Origin of the sequence: Microbacterium azadirachtae, from assembly GCF_025583665.1 — a bacterium.
In the GTDB taxonomy this organism is placed as follows: domain Bacteria; phylum Actinomycetota; class Actinomycetes; order Actinomycetales; family Microbacteriaceae; genus Microbacterium; species Microbacterium azadirachtae.
On sequence record NZ_CP099706.1, the window covers coordinates 858,450 to 881,088 of the forward strand.

General features: G+C 71.8%; 21 protein-coding genes. 14 read left to right on the forward strand and 7 right to left on the reverse strand.

Annotation, left to right across the window (positions count from 1 at the left end):
- Positions 1–24 precede the first annotated feature (24 nt).
- From NFX31_RS04040 to NFX31_RS04065, 6 genes are all read left to right on the forward strand, one after another.
- The gene (locus NFX31_RS04040) at positions 25–810 is read left to right on the forward strand and encodes an enoyl-CoA hydratase/isomerase family protein (protein ID WP_262956844.1); all 786 of its coding nucleotides are present in this window, start codon (positions 25–27) and stop codon (positions 808–810) included.
- 83 nt (positions 811–893) lie between these two features.
- Positions 894–1,676 carry a sulfite exporter TauE/SafE family protein gene (locus NFX31_RS04045; RefSeq protein WP_045250796.1) on the forward strand — a complete coding sequence of 261 codons (783 nt, stop codon included), beginning with the start codon at positions 894–896 and terminating at the stop codon, positions 1,674–1,676.
- Between the two features lie 45 nt (positions 1,677–1,721).
- A complete protein-coding gene (locus NFX31_RS04050) occupies positions 1,722–2,195 on the forward strand; it encodes an FAS1-like dehydratase domain-containing protein (protein WP_045250737.1) in 474 nt (157 codons plus the stop codon).
- The gene (locus NFX31_RS04055; RefSeq protein WP_262956845.1) at positions 2,192–2,593 is read left to right on the forward strand and encodes a MaoC/PaaZ C-terminal domain-containing protein; all 402 of its coding nucleotides are present in this window, start codon (positions 2,192–2,194) and stop codon (positions 2,591–2,593) included. Before NFX31_RS04050 ends, NFX31_RS04055 begins: the two co-directional genes overlap by 4 nt.
- Before the next feature lies 1 nt (position 2,594).
- Positions 2,595–3,731: a UDP-N-acetylmuramate dehydrogenase gene (locus tag NFX31_RS04060; RefSeq protein WP_262956846.1), complete on the forward strand. Its 1,137-nt coding sequence runs from the start codon at positions 2,595–2,597 to the stop codon at positions 3,729–3,731.
- A 52-nt stretch (positions 3,732–3,783) separates the two neighbouring features.
- Positions 3,784–4,182, forward strand: a complete 399-nt coding sequence (locus NFX31_RS04065) for a VOC family protein (protein ID WP_045250740.1) — start codon at positions 3,784–3,786, stop codon at positions 4,180–4,182.
- A gap of 93 nt (positions 4,183–4,275) precedes the next feature.
- On the opposite strand, the gene NFX31_RS04070 is transcribed toward NFX31_RS04065, so the two are convergent.
- The 4 genes from NFX31_RS04070 to aceB form a co-directional block, all read right to left on the reverse strand.
- Positions 4,276–5,478 carry a pyridoxal phosphate-dependent aminotransferase gene (locus NFX31_RS04070; RefSeq protein WP_262956847.1) on the reverse strand — a complete coding sequence of 401 codons (1,203 nt, stop codon included), beginning with the start codon at positions 5,476–5,478 and terminating at the stop codon, positions 4,276–4,278.
- Between the two features lie 138 nt (positions 5,479–5,616).
- Positions 5,617–6,066: a hypothetical protein gene (locus tag NFX31_RS04075; protein ID WP_262956848.1), complete on the reverse strand. Its 450-nt coding sequence runs from the start codon at positions 6,064–6,066 to the stop codon at positions 5,617–5,619.
- A 55-nt stretch (positions 6,067–6,121) separates the two neighbouring features.
- Entirely contained in the window at positions 6,122–6,586 is a 465-nt protein-coding gene (rraA, locus tag NFX31_RS04080; RefSeq protein ID WP_262956849.1) for a ribonuclease E activity regulator RraA, read from the reverse strand.
- An 87-nt stretch (positions 6,587–6,673) separates the two neighbouring features.
- Entirely contained in the window at positions 6,674–8,338 is a 1,665-nt protein-coding gene (gene aceB, locus NFX31_RS04085; protein WP_262956850.1) for a malate synthase A, read from the reverse strand.
- Positions 8,339–8,542: 204 nt separating this feature from the next.
- On the opposite strand from aceB, the gene NFX31_RS04090 reads away from it, so the two are divergent.
- A complete protein-coding gene (locus tag NFX31_RS04090; protein ID WP_045250745.1) occupies positions 8,543–9,994 on the forward strand; it encodes a helix-turn-helix transcriptional regulator in 1,452 nt (483 codons plus the stop codon).
- Between the two features lie 21 nt (positions 9,995–10,015).
- Here NFX31_RS04090 and NFX31_RS04095 read toward each other — a convergent pair whose 3' ends face one another.
- Both NFX31_RS04095 and NFX31_RS04100 read right to left on the reverse strand, forming a co-directional pair.
- A complete protein-coding gene (locus tag NFX31_RS04095) occupies positions 10,016–10,666 on the reverse strand; it encodes an amino acid deaminase (protein WP_262956851.1) in 651 nt (216 codons plus the stop codon).
- A gap of 68 nt (positions 10,667–10,734) precedes the next feature.
- Complete coding sequence (locus NFX31_RS04100) at positions 10,735–11,310, reverse strand: TetR/AcrR family transcriptional regulator (protein WP_262956852.1); 576 nt, start codon at positions 11,308–11,310, stop codon at positions 10,735–10,737.
- Between the two features lie 94 nt (positions 11,311–11,404).
- Between NFX31_RS04100 and NFX31_RS04105 the strand changes: the two genes are divergently transcribed.
- The gene (locus NFX31_RS04105) at positions 11,405–12,103 is read left to right on the forward strand and encodes an MBL fold metallo-hydrolase (RefSeq protein ID WP_045250747.1); all 699 of its coding nucleotides are present in this window, start codon (positions 11,405–11,407) and stop codon (positions 12,101–12,103) included.
- Positions 12,104–12,211: 108 nt separating this feature from the next.
- Here NFX31_RS04105 and NFX31_RS04110 read toward each other — a convergent pair whose 3' ends face one another.
- Positions 12,212–13,756 (reverse strand): PucR family transcriptional regulator, encoded by a 1,545-nt coding sequence (locus NFX31_RS04110; protein WP_262956853.1) that lies wholly within the window; start codon positions 13,754–13,756, stop codon positions 12,212–12,214.
- Between the two features lie 56 nt (positions 13,757–13,812).
- On the opposite strand from NFX31_RS04110, the gene gabT reads away from it, so the two are divergent.
- The 6 genes from gabT to poxB all read left to right on the forward strand — a co-directional run bounded on the left by gabT (position 13,813) and on the right by poxB (position 22,578).
- On the forward strand, positions 13,813–15,174 hold the full coding sequence (gabT, locus tag NFX31_RS04115) for a 4-aminobutyrate--2-oxoglutarate transaminase (RefSeq protein ID WP_262956854.1): 1,362 nt from the start codon (positions 13,813–13,815) through the stop codon (positions 15,172–15,174).
- 120 nt (positions 15,175–15,294) lie between these two features.
- On the forward strand, positions 15,295–16,719 hold the full coding sequence (locus NFX31_RS04120) for a flavin monoamine oxidase family protein (protein WP_262956855.1): 1,425 nt from the start codon (positions 15,295–15,297) through the stop codon (positions 16,717–16,719).
- Positions 16,719–17,609, forward strand: coding sequence for a universal stress protein (locus NFX31_RS04125; protein ID WP_262956856.1), 891 nt, complete (start codon positions 16,719–16,721; stop codon positions 17,607–17,609). Before NFX31_RS04120 ends, NFX31_RS04125 begins: the two co-directional genes overlap by 1 nt.
- Before the next feature lie 56 nt (positions 17,610–17,665).
- Positions 17,666–19,129: an NAD-dependent succinate-semialdehyde dehydrogenase gene (locus tag NFX31_RS04130; protein WP_262956857.1), complete on the forward strand. Its 1,464-nt coding sequence runs from the start codon at positions 17,666–17,668 to the stop codon at positions 19,127–19,129.
- A gap of 137 nt (positions 19,130–19,266) precedes the next feature.
- Complete coding sequence (locus NFX31_RS04135) at positions 19,267–20,628, forward strand: NAD-dependent succinate-semialdehyde dehydrogenase (protein ID WP_045250751.1); 1,362 nt, start codon at positions 19,267–19,269, stop codon at positions 20,626–20,628.
- A 225-nt stretch (positions 20,629–20,853) separates the two neighbouring features.
- Positions 20,854–22,578, forward strand: coding sequence for a ubiquinone-dependent pyruvate dehydrogenase (poxB, locus tag NFX31_RS04140; protein WP_262956858.1), 1,725 nt, complete (start codon positions 20,854–20,856; stop codon positions 22,576–22,578).
- Positions 22,579–22,639: the final 61 nt, after the last annotated feature.

The following is a 22,639-nucleotide window of genomic DNA, read 5'->3' on the forward strand; positions in this document are numbered from 1 at the left end:
CCGCCGAACCGAACGGAGCAGCCCGTGATCGACCTCGACATCGTCCGCACGCCGTCCGGCGCCGGCATCGCGCACGTCGTGCTGGACAACCCCTCGAAGCTCAACGCACTGGACGAGCAGGCCGTCCGCGACCTCGGCGACGCCTACGCCGAGGCGGAGCGCGCCGGGGTGCGCGCGCTCGTGCTGCGCGGCGAGGGCCGGGCGTTCTGCGCCGGACGCGACATCTCGGGCGTGGATCCGCGCGACGACGACGTGATGGGCTACCTCGACGGCCTGGTGACGCCCGTGCTGCAGCGGATGGCGGCGTTCCCCGCGCCCACGTTCGCCGCCGCGCAGGGCGCGTGCCTCGGTGTCGGCCTCGGGCTGCTCATCGCCACCGACGTGGTGTACGTCGCCGACTCCGCGAAGATCGGATCCCCGTTCGCCGCGCTCGGCGCGACGCTGGACTCGGGCGGGCACGCCCTGTTCGTGGAGCGGCTCGGCGCGCACCGCACCCTCGATCTGATCTACAGCGGGCGCCTGATGACCGGCACCGAGGCCGTCGCCGCGGGACTGTTCTCGCAGGCCCTGCCGGCGGAGGACGTGCTCGCCGCGACGCTCGCCGCCGCCGCGCGCGCCGCCGACGGCGCCACGGCGGCCTTCGTCGCGAGCAAGCGTCTCGTCGCGGCCCTGCGGGACCAGCGCCTGGGCCTCTGGGAGTCGATGAGCCAGGAGAACGCGGCACAGGCCGCCCTCTGCGACACCGAGGACTACCGCGAGGGCTTCGCCGCCTTCCAGGAGAAGCGCTCGCCGCGGTTCGCCGGGCGCTGAGCCGGCCCGGACTACGCTGGACGATGCTGCCCGGCCCCGGACGGCGGACGGGAGCGGATGTGGGAGACGGCGTCGTGGAGCGCATGCGAGGACCGCGGGCCGTCGCCTCCTTCATCGGGATCGGCCTCGCCGCGGGACTCCTCTCGGGTCTGTTCGGCGTGGGCGGCGGCACCGTGATCGTGCCGCTGCTGGTGCTCCTGCTGGGATTCGACCAGCGCCTCGGCGCCGGCACCTCGCTCGCGGCGATCGTGCCCACCGCCGCGGTCGGCGTGATCTCCTACGCCGTGCACGATGCGGTGGCCTGGATCCCCGCGATCATCCTCGCGGCCGGATCCGTCGTCGGCGCGCAGATCGGCACCCGGCTGCTGCCCCGGATCTCGCAGACCGCGCTGCGCTGGGGATTCGTCGGCTTCCTCGCGGTCGTGGTGGTGAGCCTGTTCCTCGTCATCCCGTCGCGCGGCGCCGTGCTGGAGCTGACCTGGGTGAGCGGCCCGCTGCTGCTCGTGCTCGGACTGTTCACGGGCGTGCTCGCGGGCCTCATCGGCGTCGGCGGCGGCATCGTGGTCGTCCCCGCACTCATGCTCGCGTTCGGCACGAGCGATCTCGTCGCGAAGGGGACGTCCTTGCTCATGATGATCCCCACGGCGATCTCGGGCACGATCGGCAACCTGCGCCATCACAACGTCGACCTGCTCGCGGCGGCCCTCGTGGGCGTGGCCGCGTGCACCACGACCGCGCTCGGCGCCTGGCTCGCCACCCTCATCGACCCGTTCTGGGGCAACGTGCTGTTCGCGGTCTACCTCGTCTTCATCGCCGTGCAGATGGCGCTCAAGGCGATCCGGGGTCGCCGGACCCGCACCGCCTGAGCGCCTGCTCGGCGGCGCCGGGATCCCGGTCGATAGGATCGAGGGGTGCCCGTGAATCCTGAACTGGTCGGCCGGGAGTTCCCGCCGACGGCCCCCTACCTCGTCGGCCGCGAGAAGGTGCGCGAGTTCGCGCGCGCCGTGTTCGCCGACGCCCCCCAGCACACCGACGTGGCGGCCGCCCAGGCGCTCGGGTTCTCCGACGTCGTCGCCCCGCCCACGTTCGCGATGGTCGTCCAGGACCTCACCCTGCAGCAGCTGCTCGGGCTGGAGGACTCCGGGATCGTGCTGTCGCGCACCATCCATGCCGAGCAGCGCTTCGCCTACACGCGTCCGATCGTCGCCGGTGACGAGCTGACCGCGCAGCTGACCGTCACCGGGATCCGGGCCATGGGCCCCGCAGCCATGATCACGAGCGACGCCGAGATCCGTGACGCGTCCGGCGCGCACGTGGTCACCGCGACGAGCGTCCTGCTCGTGAGCGACGCGCCCGCCGAAGACGCAGAGGAGGCCGGCGCGTGAACGTCGGAGACATCATCGCCGAGCGCACCGTGCATCTCACGCGCGAGTCGCTCGTGCGCTACGCCGGGGCATCCGGCGACTTCAACCCGATCCACTACCGCGACGACGTCGCCGCCGAGGTCGGTCTGCCGGGCGTTCTCGCCCATGGGATGCTGACGATGGGGGTGGCCTCGTCGGTCGCGATCGCGGCGCTTCCCGGCACCGCGCGCGTGCTCGACTACGGCGTGCGCTTCGCCCGTCCGGTGGTCGTCGACCCGCAGGCGGGCGCCGACGTCGCGATCACGGCCAAGGTCGGAGCCGTCGACGGGACCGCGGTGCGCATCGATCTCGTCGTCACGCACGCCGACACCACCGTGCTCGTGAAGGCCCAGCTCCGCATCGCGGCGGACTCGCTCTGACATGACGCAGATCGAGCCGATCCGCCTCGCCGAGCTGACCACGCTGCAGACCGGCGCGGCCCCTGCGCGGATGGTCGAGGCCGCGACCGCGGACGACCTCGTCGCCGCCCTGCGCGAGGTGTGGGCGAGCGGGGACGAGTGGTTCGTGCTCGGCGGCGGATCCAACCTGTTCGCGGGCGACGCGCCCTTCGACGGCACCGTCGTGCGCATCCGCACGAACGGGATCGAGGAGCTGCCGTCGCCGCATCCGGGACGGATCCGTCTGCGCGCGCAGGCCGGTCATGACTGGGATGCGCTCGTCGCGTACGCCGTCGAGCGCGGGTACGCCGGCATCGAGGCGATGTCGGGCATCCCTGGCACGGTCGGCGCCGCTCCGGTGCAGAACGTGGGCGCCTACGGGCAGGAGATCCAGGAGACCCTCGTCGAGGTGGAACTCCTCGACGAGCACTCCGGCGAGGTCGTCACGACGCCTGCGGCAGACCTCGGGCTCGGCTTCCGCACCTCCGTGCTGAAGCACCACTACGGATCCGTCGCCGAGCGCCGGGCCGTGATCCTCTCCGTCACCCTCGACCTCGCGGTCACGGGTGACGCCGGACGGGTTGTGCGCGGCGAGCAGCTGCGCCGGGCGCTCGGACTCACGAACGACGACCCCGTGCCGCTCGCCTGGGTGCGCGAGCGCATCCTCTCCACCCGGGCCGCGAAGGGGATGCTCTTCGACCCCGCGGATCCGGACACGCACGGGGCCGGATCCTTCTTCCAGAACGCGATCGTGCCGGAGTCCGTGGCGCGGACTCTGCCGCCCGAGTGCCCGCGCTGGCCCGTCACGCCCGATCTCGACACGATCACCGTGATCCCGCTCGACGCGTACTACGGCCTCGTGCCCAAGCCCGAGGCACCGCCGAGCGACGTGAAGGTGAGCGCAGCATGGCTCATCGAGCACGCCGGGATCCGCAAGGGCTTCAGGCTGCCGCGCTCACGCGCCGGCGTGTCCACCAAGCACGCCCTCGCCCTCACGAACCGCGGAGGGGCGACGGCGGGAGAGATCGCCGAGCTCGCCCGCTTCATCCAGAGCCGGGTGCATTCCGAGTTCGGCCTGCTGCTGCAGCCCGAGCCCGTCCTCGTCGACGTCGAGCTGTAAGCGGAGCCGGGGATGCTCGGCTGAGGTCGGATCCGCGGCGTACGCTCGCAGGATGACCGGACTCGTGCCCTACCTCCTGTTCCCCGGAACCGCGGCCGATGCGCTGCCGTTCTACCAGACGATCTTCGGCGGCGAGGCGGTGCTGCACACCTACGCCGAGTTCGGGCGCGCCGACGGACCCGGCGACGCCATCGCGCACGGCATGCTCACCGGCGGGCCGGTCGCGCTGGCCGCCGCCGATGCGGCGCCGGACGAGGATGCGGTGCACATGAACGGGATGTTCTTCTCGCTGCTGGGCACCGCGGATCCGGAGACGCTCACGCGCTGGTTCGCGCAGCTCGGCGACGGCGGCCGCGTGATCGACCCGCTGCAGGAGCGCCCTTGGGGTGCCCACGACGGCACGCTCGTGGACCGCTTCGGTGTGCGCTGGCTCATCGGCTACGAGGGCTGAGCGCTCCCCGTCTCTCCGTCTATTTCTGCCGAACCGTGGGATTCAGGCCCTGAAAGCCACGGTTCGGCAGAAATAGACGGAAGCAGGCGAGGGTTAGGAGGCGAAGAGGCGCTGCAGGCGCTGCACGCCCTCGAGGAGCTGGTCGTCGCCGAGCGCGTACGACATGCGGATGTAGCCCGACGGGCCGAAGGCCTCGCCCGGCACCACGGCTACCTCGGCCTGGTCGAGGATGAGGTCGGCGAGCTCGAGGGAGGTCGTCGGCGTCACACCGCCCCAGGTGCGCCCGAGCAGGCCCTGCACGTCGGGGTAGACGTAGAAGGCGCCGGTCGGGTTCGGCACCACGAGGCCTTCGATCTTCGACAGCTCCGAGACGATGAGCCGACGGCGGCGGTCGAACGCCTCGCGCATCTGCTCGGCCTCGGCCTGCGGGCCGTTCAGGGCGGCGATCGCGGCGCGCTGCGCGACGTTGTTCACGTTGCTCGTGAGGTGCGACTGCAGGTTGCCCGCGATCTTGATCGCATCCGCCGGGCCGACCATCCAGCCCACCCGCCAGCCGGTCATCGCGTAGGTCTTCGCGACGCCGTTGACCAGGATGGTCTGGCCGGCGACCTCGGGCAGCGCCTCGACGACGGAGGTCGCCTTCACACCCTCGTAGGTGAGGTTCTGGTAGATCTCGTCCGAGACGATCCAGATCCCGTGCTCGAGGGCCCAGGCCGCGATGGCCTTCGTCTCCTCCGCGGAGTACACGGATCCGGTCGGGTTGGACGGAGACACGAACACCAGCACGGTGGTGCGCTCGGTGCGGGCCGCCTCGAGCTGGTCGACCGTGACCTTGTAGTCCTGGTCGGCGCCGGCGAAGACCTCGACCGGGACGCCGTCGGCGAGGCGGATGGCCTCGGGATAGGTGGTCCAGTACGGGGCGGGCAGCAGCACCTCGTCGCCCGGGTTCACGACGGCCTGGAAGGCCTGGTAGACCGACTGCTTGCCGCCGTTGGTGACGATCACCTGCGACGGGGACACCTCGAGGCCGGAGTCGCGCAGCGTCTTCGCGGCGATCGCCTCGCGCAGCTCCGGAAGCCCGGCGGCCGGCGTGTAGCGGTAGTTCGCCGGGTTCGCCAGGGCCTCGGCCGCCGCGTCCACGATGAACTGCGGCGTGGCGAAGTCGGGCTCGCCGGCGGCGTACGAGACGACGGGCTTGCCCTCAGCCTTGAGGGCCTTGGCCTTGGCATCCACCTTCAGCGTGGCGGACTCGGCGATGGCGGAGAGTTTGCGGGAGAGAGGCGCGCGTTCGGTCACGCTCCCAGCGTACTCGGGAGGCACTCGCGTGAAATGGCCATGACGTACAAGAAAGGGCGCTCTTTGTCCGACAAGGCGAACGGCGCCGCTCCGCCGTCGAGCGGGCTGCACGGCGCCCGGGTCAGAGCCGCGCGGCGCTCAGGTCAGGAACGACGGCGGGACCGCGCAGTAGTCGGCCAAGCGTCGCGCGGGGGCATTCGGATCCGTCACGTCGACGAGCGCCGTCGCGGCCGTGTGGGGCACCTCGTCGCCCTCGATCACCCACACGGAGTAGTGCCAGAGGCCGCGTGCCCGCCCGGCGAGGAGGTTCGCCGAGCCGGGGACGATCAGCACCGCGTCGGCGCCGGCGGCGCGGAACGGCGCCACCACCTCGGTGCGCAGCTGCTCCGCGCCCTCGCCCGGCGCGGTGGTGACCCGCGCGTCGACGCCGCGACCGGCGAGCGCCTCGCGCAGGCTCGCGGCCGCCGCCGCGGAGCGCGCCCCGTCGGGGCTCGCCACCGCCACGAGGCGGGCGCCCCGGGGGTAGTCGCGGAGGAACTCGTCCGCGATGCCGTCGAACAGGGTGCGCCGCGCGGAGGGATCGGTCATGGGTCCAGGGTAGGCGCGTACGAGCGGTCGCGGGCCGGATCCGGCCGGCGGGCGCTCAGCGCTCGACGAGCACGCCGTCCTCATCGGCGTACAGCCGGGCGCCCGGCCGGAACTCGACGTCGCCGAAGCGCAGCACCGCGTCGATCTCGCCGGATCCCGTCTTCGCGCTCTTGCGGGGGTTGGTGCCCAGGGCCTTGACGCCCAGGCGGAGCCGGCCGATCGCGGCGCTGTCGCGGATCGCCCCGTGGATGACCACACCCGCCCAGCCGTGCTCGACGGCGCTCTCGGCGATCATGTCGCCCATGAGCGCCGTGCCGAGGGAGCCGGACCCGTCGATCACGAGGACGGCGCCGTCGCCGTCGGTCGCCAGCAGCTCCTTCACGAGCTGGTTGTCCTCGAAGCACCGCACTGTGCGGATCGGCCCGTCGAACGCGAGCCGTCCGCCGAAGTCCCGTAGCGGCAGGGCGAGGGACTGCAGGGCGTCGCCCTGCTCGTCGTAGAGATCTGCGGTGGAGGTCATGGTGGGGATCCTTTCACGGCCCTCGCGATCGTCGAGCGAGGACGTCGCCTTCGGCGTCCTCGCTCAACGACCGACCTAGGGGAGCGCTCAGTCCTCGACGAGGTGCTTCGCGTAGGCGCTGAGAGTGAGGAACGCGGGGAACTCGGGCCGCAGCGCGACCTCGCGGAACACCTCGGCAGCGTCGTCGAAGCGGTCGGCCTCGGAGCGCGGGGTCTCCGCGAGCAGCGCGTCGATCAGGCCCTCGACGTACTCCGCGGTGATGAGCGTGCCGTCCTGGGTGGACTGACCCTGGTGGATCCACTGCCAGACCTGGGACCGGCTGATCTCGGCGGTCGCCGCATCCTCCATGAGGTTGTCGATCGCGACGGCGCCGATGCCGCGCAGCCACGCCTCGATGTAGCGGATCGCCACGGAGACGTTGTCGCGCACGCCGTCGGCCGTGATCGGCCGGCCGATGTGCACGTCGAGCAGGTCCTCGGCGCGCACCTGCACGTCGTCGCGCTGCCGGTCGAGCTGGTTCGGGCGATCGCCGAGCACGGCGTCGAACTCTGCCTGCGCCGTGGGGATCAGGTCGGGATGCGCCACCCAGGTCCCGTCGAAGCCGTCGCCGGCCTCGCGCTTCTTGTCGGCGGCGACCTTCTCGATCGCGCGCGCGGTCACCTCGGGGTCGCGCCGGTTGGGGATGAAGGCGCTCATGCCGCCGATCGCGAAGGCGCCGCGCTTGTGGCAGGTCTTCACGAGCAGCTCGGTGTAGGCCCGCATGAACGGCACCGTCATGGTGACCTCGCTGCGGTCCGGCAGGACGAACCGGGCGCCGCGTCCGCGGTAGTTCTTGATGATCGAGAAGATGTAGTCCCACCGGCCCGCGTTCAGGCCCGCGCAGTGCTCGCGCAGCTCGAACAGGATCTCCTCCATCTCGAAGGCGGCCGGAAGCGTCTCGATGAGCACGGTCGCGCGGATCGTGCCGCGGGGGATCCCGAAGTACTCCTCGCTGAACGTGAACACGTCGTTCCAGAGCTTGGCCTCCTCGCTCGACTCGATCTTGGCGAGGTAGAAGTACGGGCCGCGGCCCGCCTCGATGAGCGCTTGCGCGTTGTGGAAGAAGTAGAGGCCGAAGTCCACCAGCGAGCCCGACGCGTCCATCCGGCGGCCGGTGCGGTCGGTGAACTCGAGGTGCTTCTCGACGAGATGCCAGCCGCGCGGGCGCATCACGATCGTGGGCGTCTGCTCGGCGGTGACGCGGTACTCCCTGCCGTCCTCGCTCGTGTGGGTCAGGCGGCCGCGGATCGCGTCGCGCAGCGACAGCTGCCCGCCGATCACGTTGCGCCAGGTGGGGCTCGTCGCATCCTCCTGGTCGGCCAGCCACACCTTCGCGCCGGAGTTCAGGGCGTTGATCGTCATCTTCGGATCGGTGGGGCCGGTGATCTCGACGCGGCGGTCCTCCAGGCCGGGCCCGGCGCCTGCGACGCGCCAGTCGGCGTCTTCGCGGATGTGCCGGGTGTCGTCGCGGAAGCGCGGGTCGTGGCCGTTGCCGATCTCGAAGCGGCGGCGCATGCGGTCGGCGAGACGGTCGTGGCGACGTCCGCCGAAGCGGTGGTGGAGCTCCGTGAGGAACGCGACCGCAGCGGGCGTGAGGATCTCCGAGAAGCGCTCGTGCATCGGTCCGGTGATGCGCATCGAGGGCCCCTCGGCGGACGCGACGGTGCCGACGATCCGGATCGGGGCGGTCGGCGACGCCGTGGGAATGGTCATGATCTGTCTCCTCCGTGAGATGTCGGTCGGCCCTTCGAGAGCCTCAGGGACCTTCGAGAGCCTCAGGGGCCTTCGAGAGCCTCAGGGGCCGAGGGGCTGTGCCGGGCGGCTTGGAGACCACTCTGCGTGAAGTTCGCGCGGCCGACTGTCGGATCTTGCTGAGAAGTTTGAAGAGATTTCTGTTTTCATGACAGAATCGGCCGCATGGTCACCGCAGACACGGCAGAAGAGGTCGACGCGCTCACGATCGGGCGGCGCATCAGGCAGCTCCGCACCGCCCGGGGGATGACCCTCGAGCAGCTCGCGACCGAGATCGACCGTGCGCCCAGCCAGGTGTCGATGATCGAGACGGGCAAGCGCGAGCCCAAGCTCACCCAGTTGCAGGCGATCGCCCGGGCGCTGGACACGACGATCGACCAGATCCTGGCCGAGGCCCCGCTCGACGAGAGAAGCGGCATGGAGATCGCCGTGGAGCGGGCGATGAAGGGGCAGACGTTCCAGGCGCTCGGCATCGCGCCGTTCCGGATCGCGAAGACGGTGCCCGACGAGGCGCTCAAGGCCCTGCTCGCCCTGCACGGCGAGATCGAGCGGCTGCGCGACGAGCGCGCCGCCACCCCGGAGGAGGCCCGGCGCGCGAACCTCGAGCTGCGTCATCTCATGCGCAGCCAGGACAACCACTTCGCGGATCTGGAGCGCAAGGCCGCCGAGATCCTCGCCGCCGTGCGCCACCCCGGAGGCCCGCTGACGCAGCGCACCGCGAGCGACATCGCCGCGCACCTCGGGTTCACGCTGCACTATGCGCCCGACCTGCCGCAGTCCACGCGCAGCGTCGCCGACCTCGCGCACGGCCGGCTGTACCTCTCCAGCCGCGTGCCGGGCAAGGGCGATGCCCGCACGGCGGTGCTGCAGGCGCTGTCGAGCCGGATCCTGGGCCATTCCGAGCCGCGCAGCTACGCCGAGTTCCTGCGCCAGCGAGTCGAGACCAACTACCTCACGGGTGCACTGCTCATGCCGGAGGAGCACCTCGTGCCGGTGCTGAAGGACGCCAAGCAGCGCCGGGCCATCTCCATCGAGGATCTGCGCGACGCGTACTCGGTGTCCTACGAGACCGCGGCGCACCGCTTCACGAACCTCGCCACCCGGCACCTGGACATCCCGGTGCACTTCCTGAAGGTGCATGAGTCGGGCACGATCACGAAGGCGTACGAGAACGACGACGTGAACTTCCCGACCGATCGGCTCGGGTCCATCGAGGGGCAGATGTGCTGCCGCAAGTGGACCAGCCGCGTCGTGTTCGACGAGGAGGACCGGTTCAACCCGTACTACCAGTACACGGACACCGGCAACGGCACGTATTGGTGCACGGCGCGCGTGGAGCCGTCGAGCGAGGGGCTGCACTCGGTGAGCGTGGGCGTGCGCTTCGACGACACCAAGTGGTTCATCGGGCGGGACACCCCCAACCGCGGCGTCTCGAAGCACTCCGTCGAGGTGTGCTGCCGGCGGGCGCCGGCGGATCTCGAGGCGCGGTGGCGCGAGCAGTCGTGGCCGAACGTGCGCACCCCGCGCACCCTGCTCGCCACGCTGCCGACGGGGGCGTTCCCCGGCGTCGACACGACCGACGTGTACGAGTTCCTCGAGGCGCACGCGCCGGACTGATCCGCCGTTGCGGCGGGGTGCTCAGACGGCGCCCCAGCGCAGGCGCGCCGAGGCCTCGTCGAGCTCGCGGCGCACCGGTTCCGCATCCGTGATCAGGAACAGAGCGACCAGAAGCGGCGCGTAGCCCGGAGTCGGGGCGACCGCGTAGGCGAGCGCCCGCGCGCCGCCGCGCGCGGGCCCGAGCACGGTGCGCGTGGCACGGCCGTCCACGAGGGCGTACCAGGAGAACTCGCCGCCGGACGCGAGCAGCACCGACGCTGCGTCCGTGGCGCGGGCGAGCAGCGTGCCGGAGTCGCCGTCGGGCGCGAAACGGGCATCGTCGAGGCCCAGCGCCCGCGCCAGTGCGGGGGAGTGCCCTGGCTCCGCGGTCGTGCCGTGGGCCGCGGCGGCGAGCGGATCGCCGTACGTGCGGAGGAGTCCGGCGTTGCCCACGGGCCACGCCGCCTCCAGTCCGGCGCGGGAGTGCAGCGCCTCGAAGACGGCTCGGCGCAGGAGCGGCTCGCCCGCATCGTCGGAGGGGGCCGCGGCGCGTCCCCACCGCGCGAAGAGCCCGGCGTCGCGGTCCGCGTCGATCGCGGAGGCCAGGAGCACGGACGACGCGAGCGCCCGCTCGGCCGCACCCGGAGCCTCGGCCGCGGTCACGACGCGCTCCAGATCCTCGCTCCAGCCCATGTCGCCACCCTACGTCAGGCGGTGCGATGCGGGCAGGTGCGATGCGGGCAGGCGGCGCGGCGCCTCGATCAGCGGGCGGTGTCCCGCCGGACGACCAGCGCGTCCACGAGTGTCGCGAGACCGAACTCGAAGGCCTCGTCCACGTCGCCGCCGAGCTGGAAGGCCCCGGCCTGCTCCATGGTGCAGAAGCCGTGCGCCCAGGCGGTCAGGGTCCGCGCGGCCGGGAGCGGATCCCCCGGCGCCGCCTTCCGCACCGCGCCCAGGAGCGTCGCGGTCAGCGCCGCCATGCCCTCGGACGGGGGCTGGGCGCTCAGGTCGGCCCCGGCGAACAGCAGCGACGCGGCGCGCGGGGAGCGTGCGCTGAACGCGCGGAAGGCGCGGGCGATCGCGCGGAGTCCGGTCGCCGGATCTTCGTCGGATCCGGAGAGCGCGGCGATGTCCTCGCCCAGCTCCCGTGCCGCGTCGTCGGCGATCAGGCGCAACAGGTCGTGCCGGTGCGCGACGTGCTTGTACAGGCTGGGGGCGCGCACGCCCACGGCGGCGGCCACGGCGCTGATCGTGACGGCGTCGATCCCGTCGCGCTCGGCGATCGCGCGGGCGGCGTCGGTGAGGGCGGCGCGGGTGACGCGCTGCGGTGCGGGCATCGTGTCCTCCTCTGCGGCGACGTCCTGCGGGGATCCCGGAACCTCATCATAAGGCTATTGACAGTAGCCATGATAGCTATGTAGCGTAGCCATCATGAACGCAGAACTCCTCCGGATCGGCGACGACATCGTCGCCATGCACGCCGTCGTCACCGACGAGGGCGTCACGCTCATCGACGCAGGGCTTCCGGGCGACCGCCGGATCCTGCAGCAGGCTCTCGCCGCCGCGGGTCGCAGCGTCTCCGACATCCGCGGCGTGGTGCTGACCCACGGCGACAGCGATCACATCGGCGTCGCCGAGTGGCTGCGCTCCGAGCACGGCGTGCCGACGTACGTGCACGAGGCCGACGCGGGCCGCGCCCAGGGGGAGAAGACGCCCTCCGCGTCAGGCGGCGCCATGCGCCTCGGTCCCACGCTGCAGTTCTTCGCCGCCGCTCTGCGCCGTGGCGGCCTGCGTCCGAAGCACCTCGGCGAGGTGCGCACGGTGCGCGACGGCGACGTGCTCGACCTGCCCGGATCCCCGCAGATCATCGGCATGCCGGGGCATTCTGCCGGATCCATCGCGATCCGCGTCCCCGCCGTCGACGCGATCTTCGTCGGCGACGCGATCACCACCCGGCACGTGCTCAACGGCTCGTCCGACGTGCAGGTCGGTCCGTTCAGCGACGACCCCGATGCCACGCCCGGCAGCCTCGAGCGCCTGCGCGCGCTGCCCGAGCGCGAGATCGTCGTCGGTCACGGTCCGATCTTCCACGGCACCGCCGCCGAGATGCTCGCGGTGCTCAAGCGCTGACACGGGGCTCCGGCCCTGGCCCCGGGCGCCGTCTATTTCTGTCGAACCGTGGTTCCTCGGGCTCCAAACCGACGGATTGGCAGAAATAGACGGATGCGGAGGCGCGGTTCAGTCGCCGGCCGTGCGGAGTGTCGCCCACAGCTCGGCGCGCGCGGGGAACGACGTGAGATCCGCATCCAGGATCATCGCCGCCTGAGCGATCCGCGTGCGCAGCGTGTGACGGTGTACGCCCAGGGCGGCCGCGGCCGGCTCCAATCGCGTGTCGTGCTCGAGCCACACCCGCAGCGACCGTTCGAGCTCGGAGCCCTCGTGCGCGTCGTGCTGACGCAGCGGGGCCAGGCGCGACTCCGCGATCAGCCGTGCCTCGTCAGTCGCGAACGCCGCGAGCACGCTCGACTCGGCACTGTCGGCGTAGCGCGCGACCCCGTCGCCCGAACGCCGCAGCGCCGTGAGCGCCTGCGCGTGGGCACGCGAGAACGCGGAGTACTCCTCGGGCGCCGAGACGCCGATGCGCACGTCCGTCCGCGCGGCGAGCTCGTCCAGCACGCCGGCGTCGCCGACGGCGAGGCACATCACGAGCCCGTCCTCCGACTCGGCGAGGAAGGCCGCGGGAGCGTCGGCCGGCTGCCGCTCCCACCATTCCACGACCGCACCCTGGCGCTGACCGGCAGCCACCGCGACCACCACGGGCGCCGGCGGGAGGGCCCCCAGAACGCGGCGCGCGAGGGTCGGGTCATCGGTGAGGAGCGAGGCCAGCAGCTGACGGTGCAGGCGCCGACGGCTGCGCGCGAGCTGCTCGCTCTGCTCGAGCGACAGCCCGGCCATCGCGATGACCGAGGTCACCACGGCGCGGGTCTCCGGATCGAGGGTGCCGCTCGCGATCGCCACGATGCCGCGGAGGTGCCCGGCGCGCCCCACGGTCAGCAGGGTGTGCGCGGCCTCGCCGGCGTCGACGACGCGGTTCGCGGATCCGCCGCGCGCGAGCAGATCCGCGGCGGCCTCGTCGACGACGGGCGAGGATCCGCCCTCCGGATGCTCGTGGACGAGCTGCCCCGCGGCGTCGTACATGCCGACCCAGCAGCCGAGGCGCCGGGAGAGCTCCGTGAGCGTGGACTCCAGGCCGTGCGGGCGCAGGGCCGCGACGGACAGGGCGCGCTGCGTCTCCAGCGCCCAGGTGCGACGCGCGTACGCCTGTGCGGCGATGGCCTCAGCGTGGGCGCGGGCGACGGCGAGGAAGGGCGTCCCGTAGGGCACCTCGAACAGGGGCAGGCTCGCCTGCGCGCACGCGTGCGCGAGGTCGGCGGGGATGCCGCTGCGGTGCACCTCGGTACCGAAGCCGAGCGCGACCACCCCGCGGTCCACGAGCCGGTGCACGTAGGCGCGGACGCCCGCCGCGTCGTCGTCGGCGAACTGCGTGCCGGTCGTCAGCAGCGCCAGATCGTCGGTGAGGAACGGGGTGGGATCGGTGAGGTCGGAGTTGTGCACCCAACGCAGCGGGTGATCGAGGGATCCCGCGGGCAGCGCCGACTCGTCGCCGACCAGGCGCAGGTGCAGATCGCGCCGTCCCAGCAGTGTGCGGAGGGTGGGATCCTGGTCCACGGAGTGCTCCTTCCTGGCCGGCAGCGACGTGGCCGTGCCGGCGAAATCATCCACCAGATTGTACGCGCCGGCGAATGCTCCGCGGTGTCGACCTCCGTAGTCTCGACGCCATGAGCACCATCGACGCGCAGGCTGACACCCTTCCCCTCGGCGGACCCTCCCTTCCCCAGGAGCGTCGCCTCGTCACCGAGCTCCCCGGCCCCCGTTCGGCGGAGATCCTCGCCCGCAAGGCCACCGCGGTCCCCGCCGGAGTCGGTCACACGGTGCCGGTCGCGGCCGTCGCCGCGGGCGGCGGCGTGGTCGTCGACGCCGACGGCAACTCGCTCATCGACCTCGGGTCCGGCATCGCCGTGACCACCGTGGGCAGCGCGCACCCGAAGGTCGCCGCGGCCATCGCCGCGCAGGCCGCGCAGTTCACCCACACCTGCTTCATGATCTCCCCGTACGAGTCGTACGTGGAGGTCGCCGAGGCGCTCAACCGCCTCACCCCCGGCGACTTCGCCAAGAAGAGCGCGCTGTTCAACTCCGGCGCCGAGGCCGTCGAGAACGCGATCAAGATCGCCCGCAAGCACACCGGTCGCCAGGCGGTCGTGGCCTTCGACCACGGCTACCACGGCCGCACCAACCTCACCATGGCGCTCACCGCGAAGGCGATGCCCTACAAGAGCGGCTTCGGCCCGTTCGCCCCCGAGGTGTACCGCGCGCAGGCCTCGTACCCCTTCCGCGACGGGCTCTCCGGCGCTGAGGCGGCGGCCCGCACGATCCTGCAGCTCGAGAAGCAGATCGGTGCCGACAACCTGGCCGCCGTGATCATCGAGCCGATCCAGGGCGAGGGCGGCTTCATCGTCCCGGCCGACGGATACCTCCCCGCGATCGTGGAGTGGTGCCGCGCGAACGGCGTCGTGTTCATCGCCGACGAGGTGCAGACGGGCTTCGGTCGCACCGGTGCGATGTTCGCGAGCGAGATCTTCGGCATCGAGCCCGACCTCATCACCACCGCGAAGGGCATCGCCGGCGGCATGCCGCTCGCGGCCGTGACCGGCCGCGCCGAGATCATGGACGCCTCGCACTCGGGCGGCCTCGGCGGCACCTACGGCGGCAACCCGGTGGCGTGTGCCGCGGCGCTCGCCGCGATCGAAGCCTACGAGACCGAGGGTCTGCTGGAGCGCGCGGTCGAGATCGGCGCTCTGCTCAAGGACCGCCTCACCGCGATCCAGGCCGGCGACCCGCGCCTCGGCGACATCCGCGGACACGGTGCGATGATCGCCGCCGAGTTCGTCGACCCGGCCACCGGCGCCCCGGACGCGGCGCTCACCGCCGCGGTCGCCAAGGCCGCGATCGCGCAGGGCGTCATCGTCCTCACCTGCGGCACGTTCGGCAACGTGATCCGCTTCCTGCCCCCGCTGACGATCGGCGACGCCCTCCTGAACGAGGGTCTTGACGTCATCGCCGCCGCGCTCGCGGCCCACTGAGACGTCCGGGCGCGATCGGGATCGGGGGATGCTGGATCGCGCCCGGCAACTTTCCAACAAAACCGCAGGGAGACCTGCACTGCGCACCGCCCCGGTGCGAGACCGATGAAGGAGTCGAAATTGGCCGATATCACCCGTGACGTGCTCATCGTGGGAGCGGGCGCCGCAGGCACCACCGCCGCGAACGAACTGCGCAAGGCGGGTCTGTCGGTCGTGGTGCTGGAGGCCCGTGACCGGGTCGGCGGCCGGCTCTGGACCGACGTCATCGACGGCGCGATGCTCGAGATCGGCGGCCAGTGGGTGTCGCCCGACCAGGACGCGCTGATCGAGACGATCGACGAGCTCGGGCTGGAGACCTTCAGCCGCTACCGCGAGGGCGACAGCGTCTACGTCGGCCCCGACGGCACGCTGCACCGCTTCACGGGCGAGATGTTCCCCGTCTCGGCCGATACCGAGAAGGTCATCGCCGAGATCACCGAGCGTCTCGACGCGATGGTGGCGGAGATCGACCCCGACCGTCCGTACGCGCACCCGAAGGCCGCCGAGTGGGACTCGATCACCTGGGACGCGTGGCTGCGCCAGCAGACCGACGACGACGAGGCCGTGCGCAACCTCGCATTCGCGACCGGATCCGCGATGCTCACCAAGCCGACGCACGCGTTCTCCCTGCTGCAGTCGCTGCTCATGGCCGCGTCCGCCGGCTCCTACTCGCACCTCGTCGACGCCGACTTCATCCTGGACAAGCGCGTGGTCGGCGGTCTGCAGCAGGTTCCGCTGCTGCTCGCCGAGCGCCTCGGCGACGACGTGCTGCTGAACCAGCCCGTGCGCACCCTGGAGTGGGACGACCCTTCGACAGGCTCTGGGGCCGGCGTCACCGCCACCACCGACTCGCTCACCGTCCGCGCCCGCTACGCGATCCTCGCGCACGCCCCCGTGCTGTACGACCGGATCTCGTTCGTGCCGTCGCTGCCGCGCCGTCAGCACCAGATGCACCAGCACCTCTCCATGGGCTTCGTGATCAAGGTGCACGCCGTCTACGACCGCCCGTTCTGGCGCGAGCAGGGCCTGTCCGGCACCGCGTTCAGCCCGTACGAGCTCTCCCACGAGGCGTACGACAACACCAACCACGGCGACGAGCGCGGCACCCTGGTCGGCTTCGTCAGCGACCAGAACGCCGACGACGTGTTCGAGCTCAGCGCCGAGGAGCGCAAGGAGCGGATCCTCGAGTCGCTCTCGCACTATTACGGTCCCGAGGCGAAGAACCCGGTCGTCTACTACGAGAGCGACTGGGGCACCGAGGAGTGGACGCGCGGCGCCTACGCGGCGAGCTTCGACATGGGCGGTCTGCACCGCTACGGCAAGGACCTGCGCACGCCCGTCGGGCCGATCCACTTCGCGTGCTCCGACCTGGCCGGCGCGGGGTACCAGCACGTCGACGGCGCGATCCGCATGGGTCGCCTCGCCGCCGCGCAGATCCTCGAGGCGGACCGCGGTGACGACACGGCGGCCGACGACGCGCCAGAGCTCGTCGTCGCCGAGGTCTGATGACCACCTCCATCGTCGTCGGCTACACGGCGACGGAGACCGGTTCCGACGCGCTGGCGCTGGGCGTGCGACTCGCTCGCGCCACGCGGCGGCACCTGCACGTGCTCATCGTCCTGCCCGGCCACGGCGACACGTCCGCGGCGGAGCCGGTGCGGGAGAGCCCCATCCAGGGGCAGGCGCGGCAGTGGCTCGACGAGGCGGAGGGGATGATCCCCGCCGACGTCGCGCACACCGCCCACGTGCGCGTGCACGACTCCTTCGCCGAAGGGCTCGTGCTCGCCGGGGAGCAGCTCGATGCGGCTCTGATCGTCGTCGGCGCGGCCAACGGCGCCACCATCGGGCTGCACCGGATGGGCAGCGTCGCACAGGCGCTGCTGCACTCGTCGCCGATCCCCGTGGCCCTGGCGCCCGCGGGCTTCGCGCACAGTGCCGACGTGCAGGCGCCGATCTCGCGGATCACGGCCGCGATCGGCAACCGCCCGGGAGCCGATGCGCTCCTGGAGGCCGCCGTCGCGCTCTCGGCGGCGACCGGGGCGACGCTGCGGCTCGTCTCGCTGGTCGCGTTCGACGTGCCGCGCGGGTTCGACCCGCAGGCGATCCGGCTGGTGAGCGCGGCGCACGGCGACGACGTGCTCGCCCGCGCGGAGACGGAGCTGCCCCAGGGCGTGCGCGCCGAGCTCGAGCGGGCCCCGGGGGACACGGTCGAGGAGGCCGTGGCCCGGCTGACCTGGCTGCCGGGGGAGCTGATCCTGGTCGGATCCAGCCGGCTCGCGCAGCCTCGGCGGCTGTTCCTCGGCTCGACCGCGGCGAAGATGCTCGACGTCATCCCTGTGCCGATGATCGTCGTACCGCGCACACGCCTGGACGACAGCGCAGACTCTGGGTCCTGACCGGACCCGCACCATCCGATTGCATGAGAATCGAAGCATCTGACAAGGAGGATCGCATGACCGATCTGGAGAAGACCCTGCTGGAGAGCGTCCCGACGGGGCTCTACATCGCCGGCGAGTGGATCGCCGCCGAGGGCGACAAGACCTTCGACGTGCGCGACCCCGCGACCAACGAGGTGGTGCGCACGATCGCCGACGCGTCGCCGGCCGACGGCATCCGTGCCCTCGACGCCGCCGTCGCCGCTCAGGACGCGTGGGCCGCGACCCCGCCGCGCACCCGCAGCGACATCCTCCGCCGCGCGTTCGACCTCGTGCAGGCGCACAAGGAGGACCTGGCGCTGCTCATGACCGTCGAGATGGGCAAGCCGCTGGCCGAGGCCCGCGGCGAGGTCGGCTACGGCGGCGAGTTCCTGCGCTGGTTCAGCGAGGAGGCCGTGCGCATCTCCGGCCGCTACGGCCTGAACCCCGAGGGAACCGGGCGCATGGTCGTGTCCCAGCGACCGGTCGGCCCGTCGTTCTTCGTCACCCCGTGGAACTTCCCGTTCGCGATGGCGACGCGCAAGATCGCGCCCGCGCTCGCGGCCGGCTGCACCGTGGTCATCAAGCCCCCGGCACTGACGCCGCTCACCACGATCTACTTCGTGAAGCTCCTCGAAGAGGCCGGTCTCCCCGCCGGCGTCGTGAACGTCGTGCAGACCTCGCGCTCGTCCGCGCTGTCGGCGCCGATCATCGCCGACCCGCGTCTGCGCAAGCTGTCCTTCACGGGCTCGACCGAGGTCGGCCGCAAGCTCATCGCCCAGGCGGCGGAGGGCGTGCTGCGCGTGTCGATGGAGCTCGGCGGCAACGCCCCGTTCGTCGTCTTCGAGGACGCGGATCTGGACAAGGCCGTCGAGGGCGCGCTGGCTGCCAAGTTCCGCAACATCGGGCAGGCCTGCACCGCGGCGAACCGCTTCATCGTGCACAAGGACGTCGCCGACGAGTTCGCGCGCCGCATCACCGAGCGCGTGGACGCGATGAAGATCGGCCGCGGCACCGAGGAGGGCGTCACGATCGGCCCGCTGATCGACGACGACGCCGTGGCCAAGGCCGCGGAGCTCGTGGGCGACGCGGTCGAGCGCGGCGCGACGCTGCTCTCGGGCGGCAAGGCCGTCGAGGGCGTCGGATCCTTCTACGAGCCCACCGTGCTCGCGAACGTGCAGGCCGGCAGCGAGATCCTCCGCGAGGAGATCTTCGGCCCGGTGCTGGCGATCGCGACCTTCGCGGACGAGGCGGAGGCGGTGCGCCTCGCCAACGACACCGAGTACGGCCTGGTCTCCTACGTCTTCACGCAGGATCTGGCCCGGGGTCACCGGATGATCGACGCGCTCGAGACGGGCATGATGGGCCTGAACGTGGGCGTCGTGTCCAACGCGGCGGCCCCCTTCGGCGGCGTCAAGCAGTCCGGCGTCGGCCGCGAGGGCGGCTTCGAGGGCATCCACGAGTACCTCTCGACCAAGTACACGCTGATCCCGGTCGACTGAGTTCCCCGGCCGGTCCTCGCTCCACGGCGAGGGCCGGCCCCTTCCCGTCTGTTTGCGTCAAACTGTTGGACGAGGCCTCCGCCTGCAACGGTTCGACGCACACAGACGGGCCACACAACCCACTGAAAGGAACCGGAATGACCGACTACGCCGTCGTCAACCCGGCCACGGGCGAGACCCTGGCCACCTACGAGACCTTCACCGACGCGCAGATCGACGACGCCGTCGCGCGCGCCCACGCGGCCGCCGCGGTCTGGGGTCGCACGCCCGTCGCCGAGCGCGCCGCGGTCGTGCGCCGGATCGCCGAGGGCCACCGCGCCCGCCGCGACGAGTTCGCCGCGATCATCACCCGGGAGATGGGCAAGCCGCTCGCCGCCGCCGCGGGCGAGGTCGACTTCGCCGCCGACATCATCGAGTTCTACGCCGACAACGCGGAGAAGATCACCGCCGACCAGCCGCTGGACATCCTCGGCGACGGCTCGGCGGTCATCCGCAAGGCCCCGCTGGGCGTGCTGTTCGGCATCATGCCGTGGAACTTCCCGGCCTACCAGGTCGCGCGCTTCGCAGGCCCGAACCTGGCGATCGGCAACACGATCATCCTCAAGCACGCGCCGCAGTGCCCCGAGTCCGCGGCGATCCTCGAGGAGATCTACCGCGACGCGGGCCTTCCCGACGGCGCCTACGTGAACGTCTACGCCACCAACGAGCAGTCCGCCGCGATCGTCGCGGACCCGCGCGTGCAGGGCGTCTCGGTCACGGGCTCCGAGCGTGCGGGCGCCGCGGTCGCCGAGATCGCCGGCCGCAACCTGAAGAAGGTCGCTCTGGAGCTCGGCGGATCCGACCCGTTCATCCTGCTCTCCACGGACGACCTGGACGCCACGGTCGAGGCAGCCGTCGCGGCGCGCCTGGACAACAACGGCCAGGCCTGCAACGGCGCCAAGCGGTTCATCGTGGTCGACGGCCTGTACGACGCGTTCGTCGAGAAGGCGGTCGCCGCTCTCGCCGCGGTCACGCCGGCCGACCCGACCCAGGAGGACACCGTCCTCGGCCCGCTCGTGTCCGAGGCCGCCGCGGTCAACCTGCAGAAGCAGGTCGACACCGCGGTCGCTCAGGGGGCGACGCTGCTGACCGGAGGCACGCGCGAGGGGGCGTTCTACGCGCCGACGCTGCTCGCCGACGTGACGCCGGAGATGGACGTGTACCGCGAGGAGCTGTTCGGCCCGGCTGCGGTGGTCTACCGCGTGGCGGACGAGGATGCGGCCGTCGCCCTCGCCAACGACACCTCCTTCGGGCTCGGCTCCTACGTCTACACCACGGACGAGGCGCAGGCCGAGCGTGTGGCGAACGGCATCGATGCGGGCATGGTCTACGTCAACGTCGTGCTCGCCGACAGCCCGGAGCTGCCCTTCGGCGGCGTGAAGCGCAGCGGCACCTCGCGCGAGCTCGGTCTGCTGGCCGCGGACGAGTTCGTGAACAAGAAGCTCATCCGCGTGGCCTGATTCCGGCGACTCGGATCCCGTCCCGCCGCACTCAGCGGGAAGGAAGGGCCGGACGACGTGACCGACGTCGTCCGGCCCTTCGTCGTGTCCCGCCCGGAGTGTGCGCACACCTCGAAGAAAGCATCAGGAGACGGTTCGAGAACCGGGGATCGGATCCCTCCGGCCCTCGCCCACGCCTGCGGGCGTAGCCTCGAGATGTCCTGTTCGCTTTCACGAGAGGCATCCATGACCACCGTCGCCGAGAACATCGTCAGCTCCCTCCACGCGAACGGGGTGAAGCGCGTGTACGGGATCCCGGGGGACTCCCTGAACGGCTTCACCGACGCGCTCCGCAAGGAGGGCACGATCCGCTGGGTGCACGTGCGCCACGAGGAGACCGCCGCCTTCGCCGCCGCGGCGGAGGCCGCGCTCACCGGCGACCTCGCCGTCGTCGCCGGATCCTGCGGGCCGGGCAACCTGCACCTGATCAACGGCCTCTACGACGCGAACCGCTCGCGCGTGCCGGTGCTCGCGATCGCGGCGCACATCCCGACCAGCGAGATCGGCACCCAGTACTTCCAGGAGACGCACCCGCAGGAGCTGTTCCGCGAGTGCAGCGTGTACGTCGAGTACGTCTCGGATCCGGTGCAGATGCCGCGGCTGCTGCAGGTCGCGATGCGCCAGGCGATCGCCCGGCGCGGCGTCGCGGTGCTGGTGATCCCCGGCGACATCGCCCTGGCGGAGGCGGTGGACGACCGCGTCGCCGTGATCGAGCGCAGCCGCCCGATCGTCGTGCCCGCCCCGGACGAGCTGGAGCAGGCGGCCACCCTGCTGAACGCGGCGTCGAAGGTGACGATCCTCGCCGGCGCGGGCGCGGAGGGCGCGCACGACGAGGTCGTGGCGCTCGCCGACCGTCTCGCCGCACCGGTCGTGCACGCGCTGCGCGGCAAGGAGTTCGTCGAGTACGACAACCCGTTCGACGTGGGGATGACGGGGCTGCTCGGCTTCGCGTCGGGCTACCGTGCGATGGAGGGCGCGGACGCCCTCCTGATCCTCGGATCCGACTTCCCCTATCCGCAGTTCTATCCGGCGGACGCCACCACGATCCAGGTCGACATCCGCGGCGAGAACCTCGGGCGGCGGCACCCGCTCGATCTGGGCCTGGTCGGCGACGTCGGCGCGACCGCGGCGGCCCTGCTTCCGCGCCTCAAGGGCGATCGTCGACGGGCCCACCTCGACGACGCCACGGCGCACTACCGCAAGACGCGCGCGAAGCTCGACGAGCTGGCGGTGCCGTCGCGGGGCAAGGCGCCCATCCATCCGCAGTACCTGGCGCGGCTGCTGGACGAGGCGGCCGCCGACGACGCCGTGTTCACGGCGGACGTCGGCTCGCCTACGGTCTGGGCGGCCCGCTACCTGCACATGAACGGGAAGCGCCGGCTGATCGGATCCTTCAACCACGGGTCCATGGCGAATGCCCTGCTGCACGGCATCGGCGCGCAGGCGTCCGAACCCGGCCGCCAGGTCGTGGCGCTCGCCGGGGACGGCGGGCTCACGATGATGCTGGGCGAGCTGATCTCCCTCACCCAGAACGACCTGCCGGTCAAGACGATCGTCGTGAACAACTCCTCGCTGAACTTCGTCGAGCTCGAGATGAAGGCCGCCGGCTTCGTGAACTACGGCACCGAGCTGCGCAACCCCGACTTCGCTGCGGTCGCAGAAGCCATGGGCATCTTCGCCCGCCGGGTGGAGCGCAGCGAGGATCTTCCCGCGGCGCTCGCCGAGGTGCTGGCCCACGACGGCCCCGCGCTGCTCGACGTGGTCACTGAGCGGCAGGAGCTGTCGATGCCGCCCGCGGTGATCGCGGAGCAGGTGAAGGGCTTCGCGCTGTACGCGATCCGCACCGTGCTCTCGGGTCGTGGCGACGAGCTGCTCGATCTCGCCAAGGCCAACTGGCGTCAGCTGTTCTGAGCCGATCCGGATCCCGTCCGCCGCCGTCCTCTGGGATATGCGGGGAGGGGATCCGGACCCT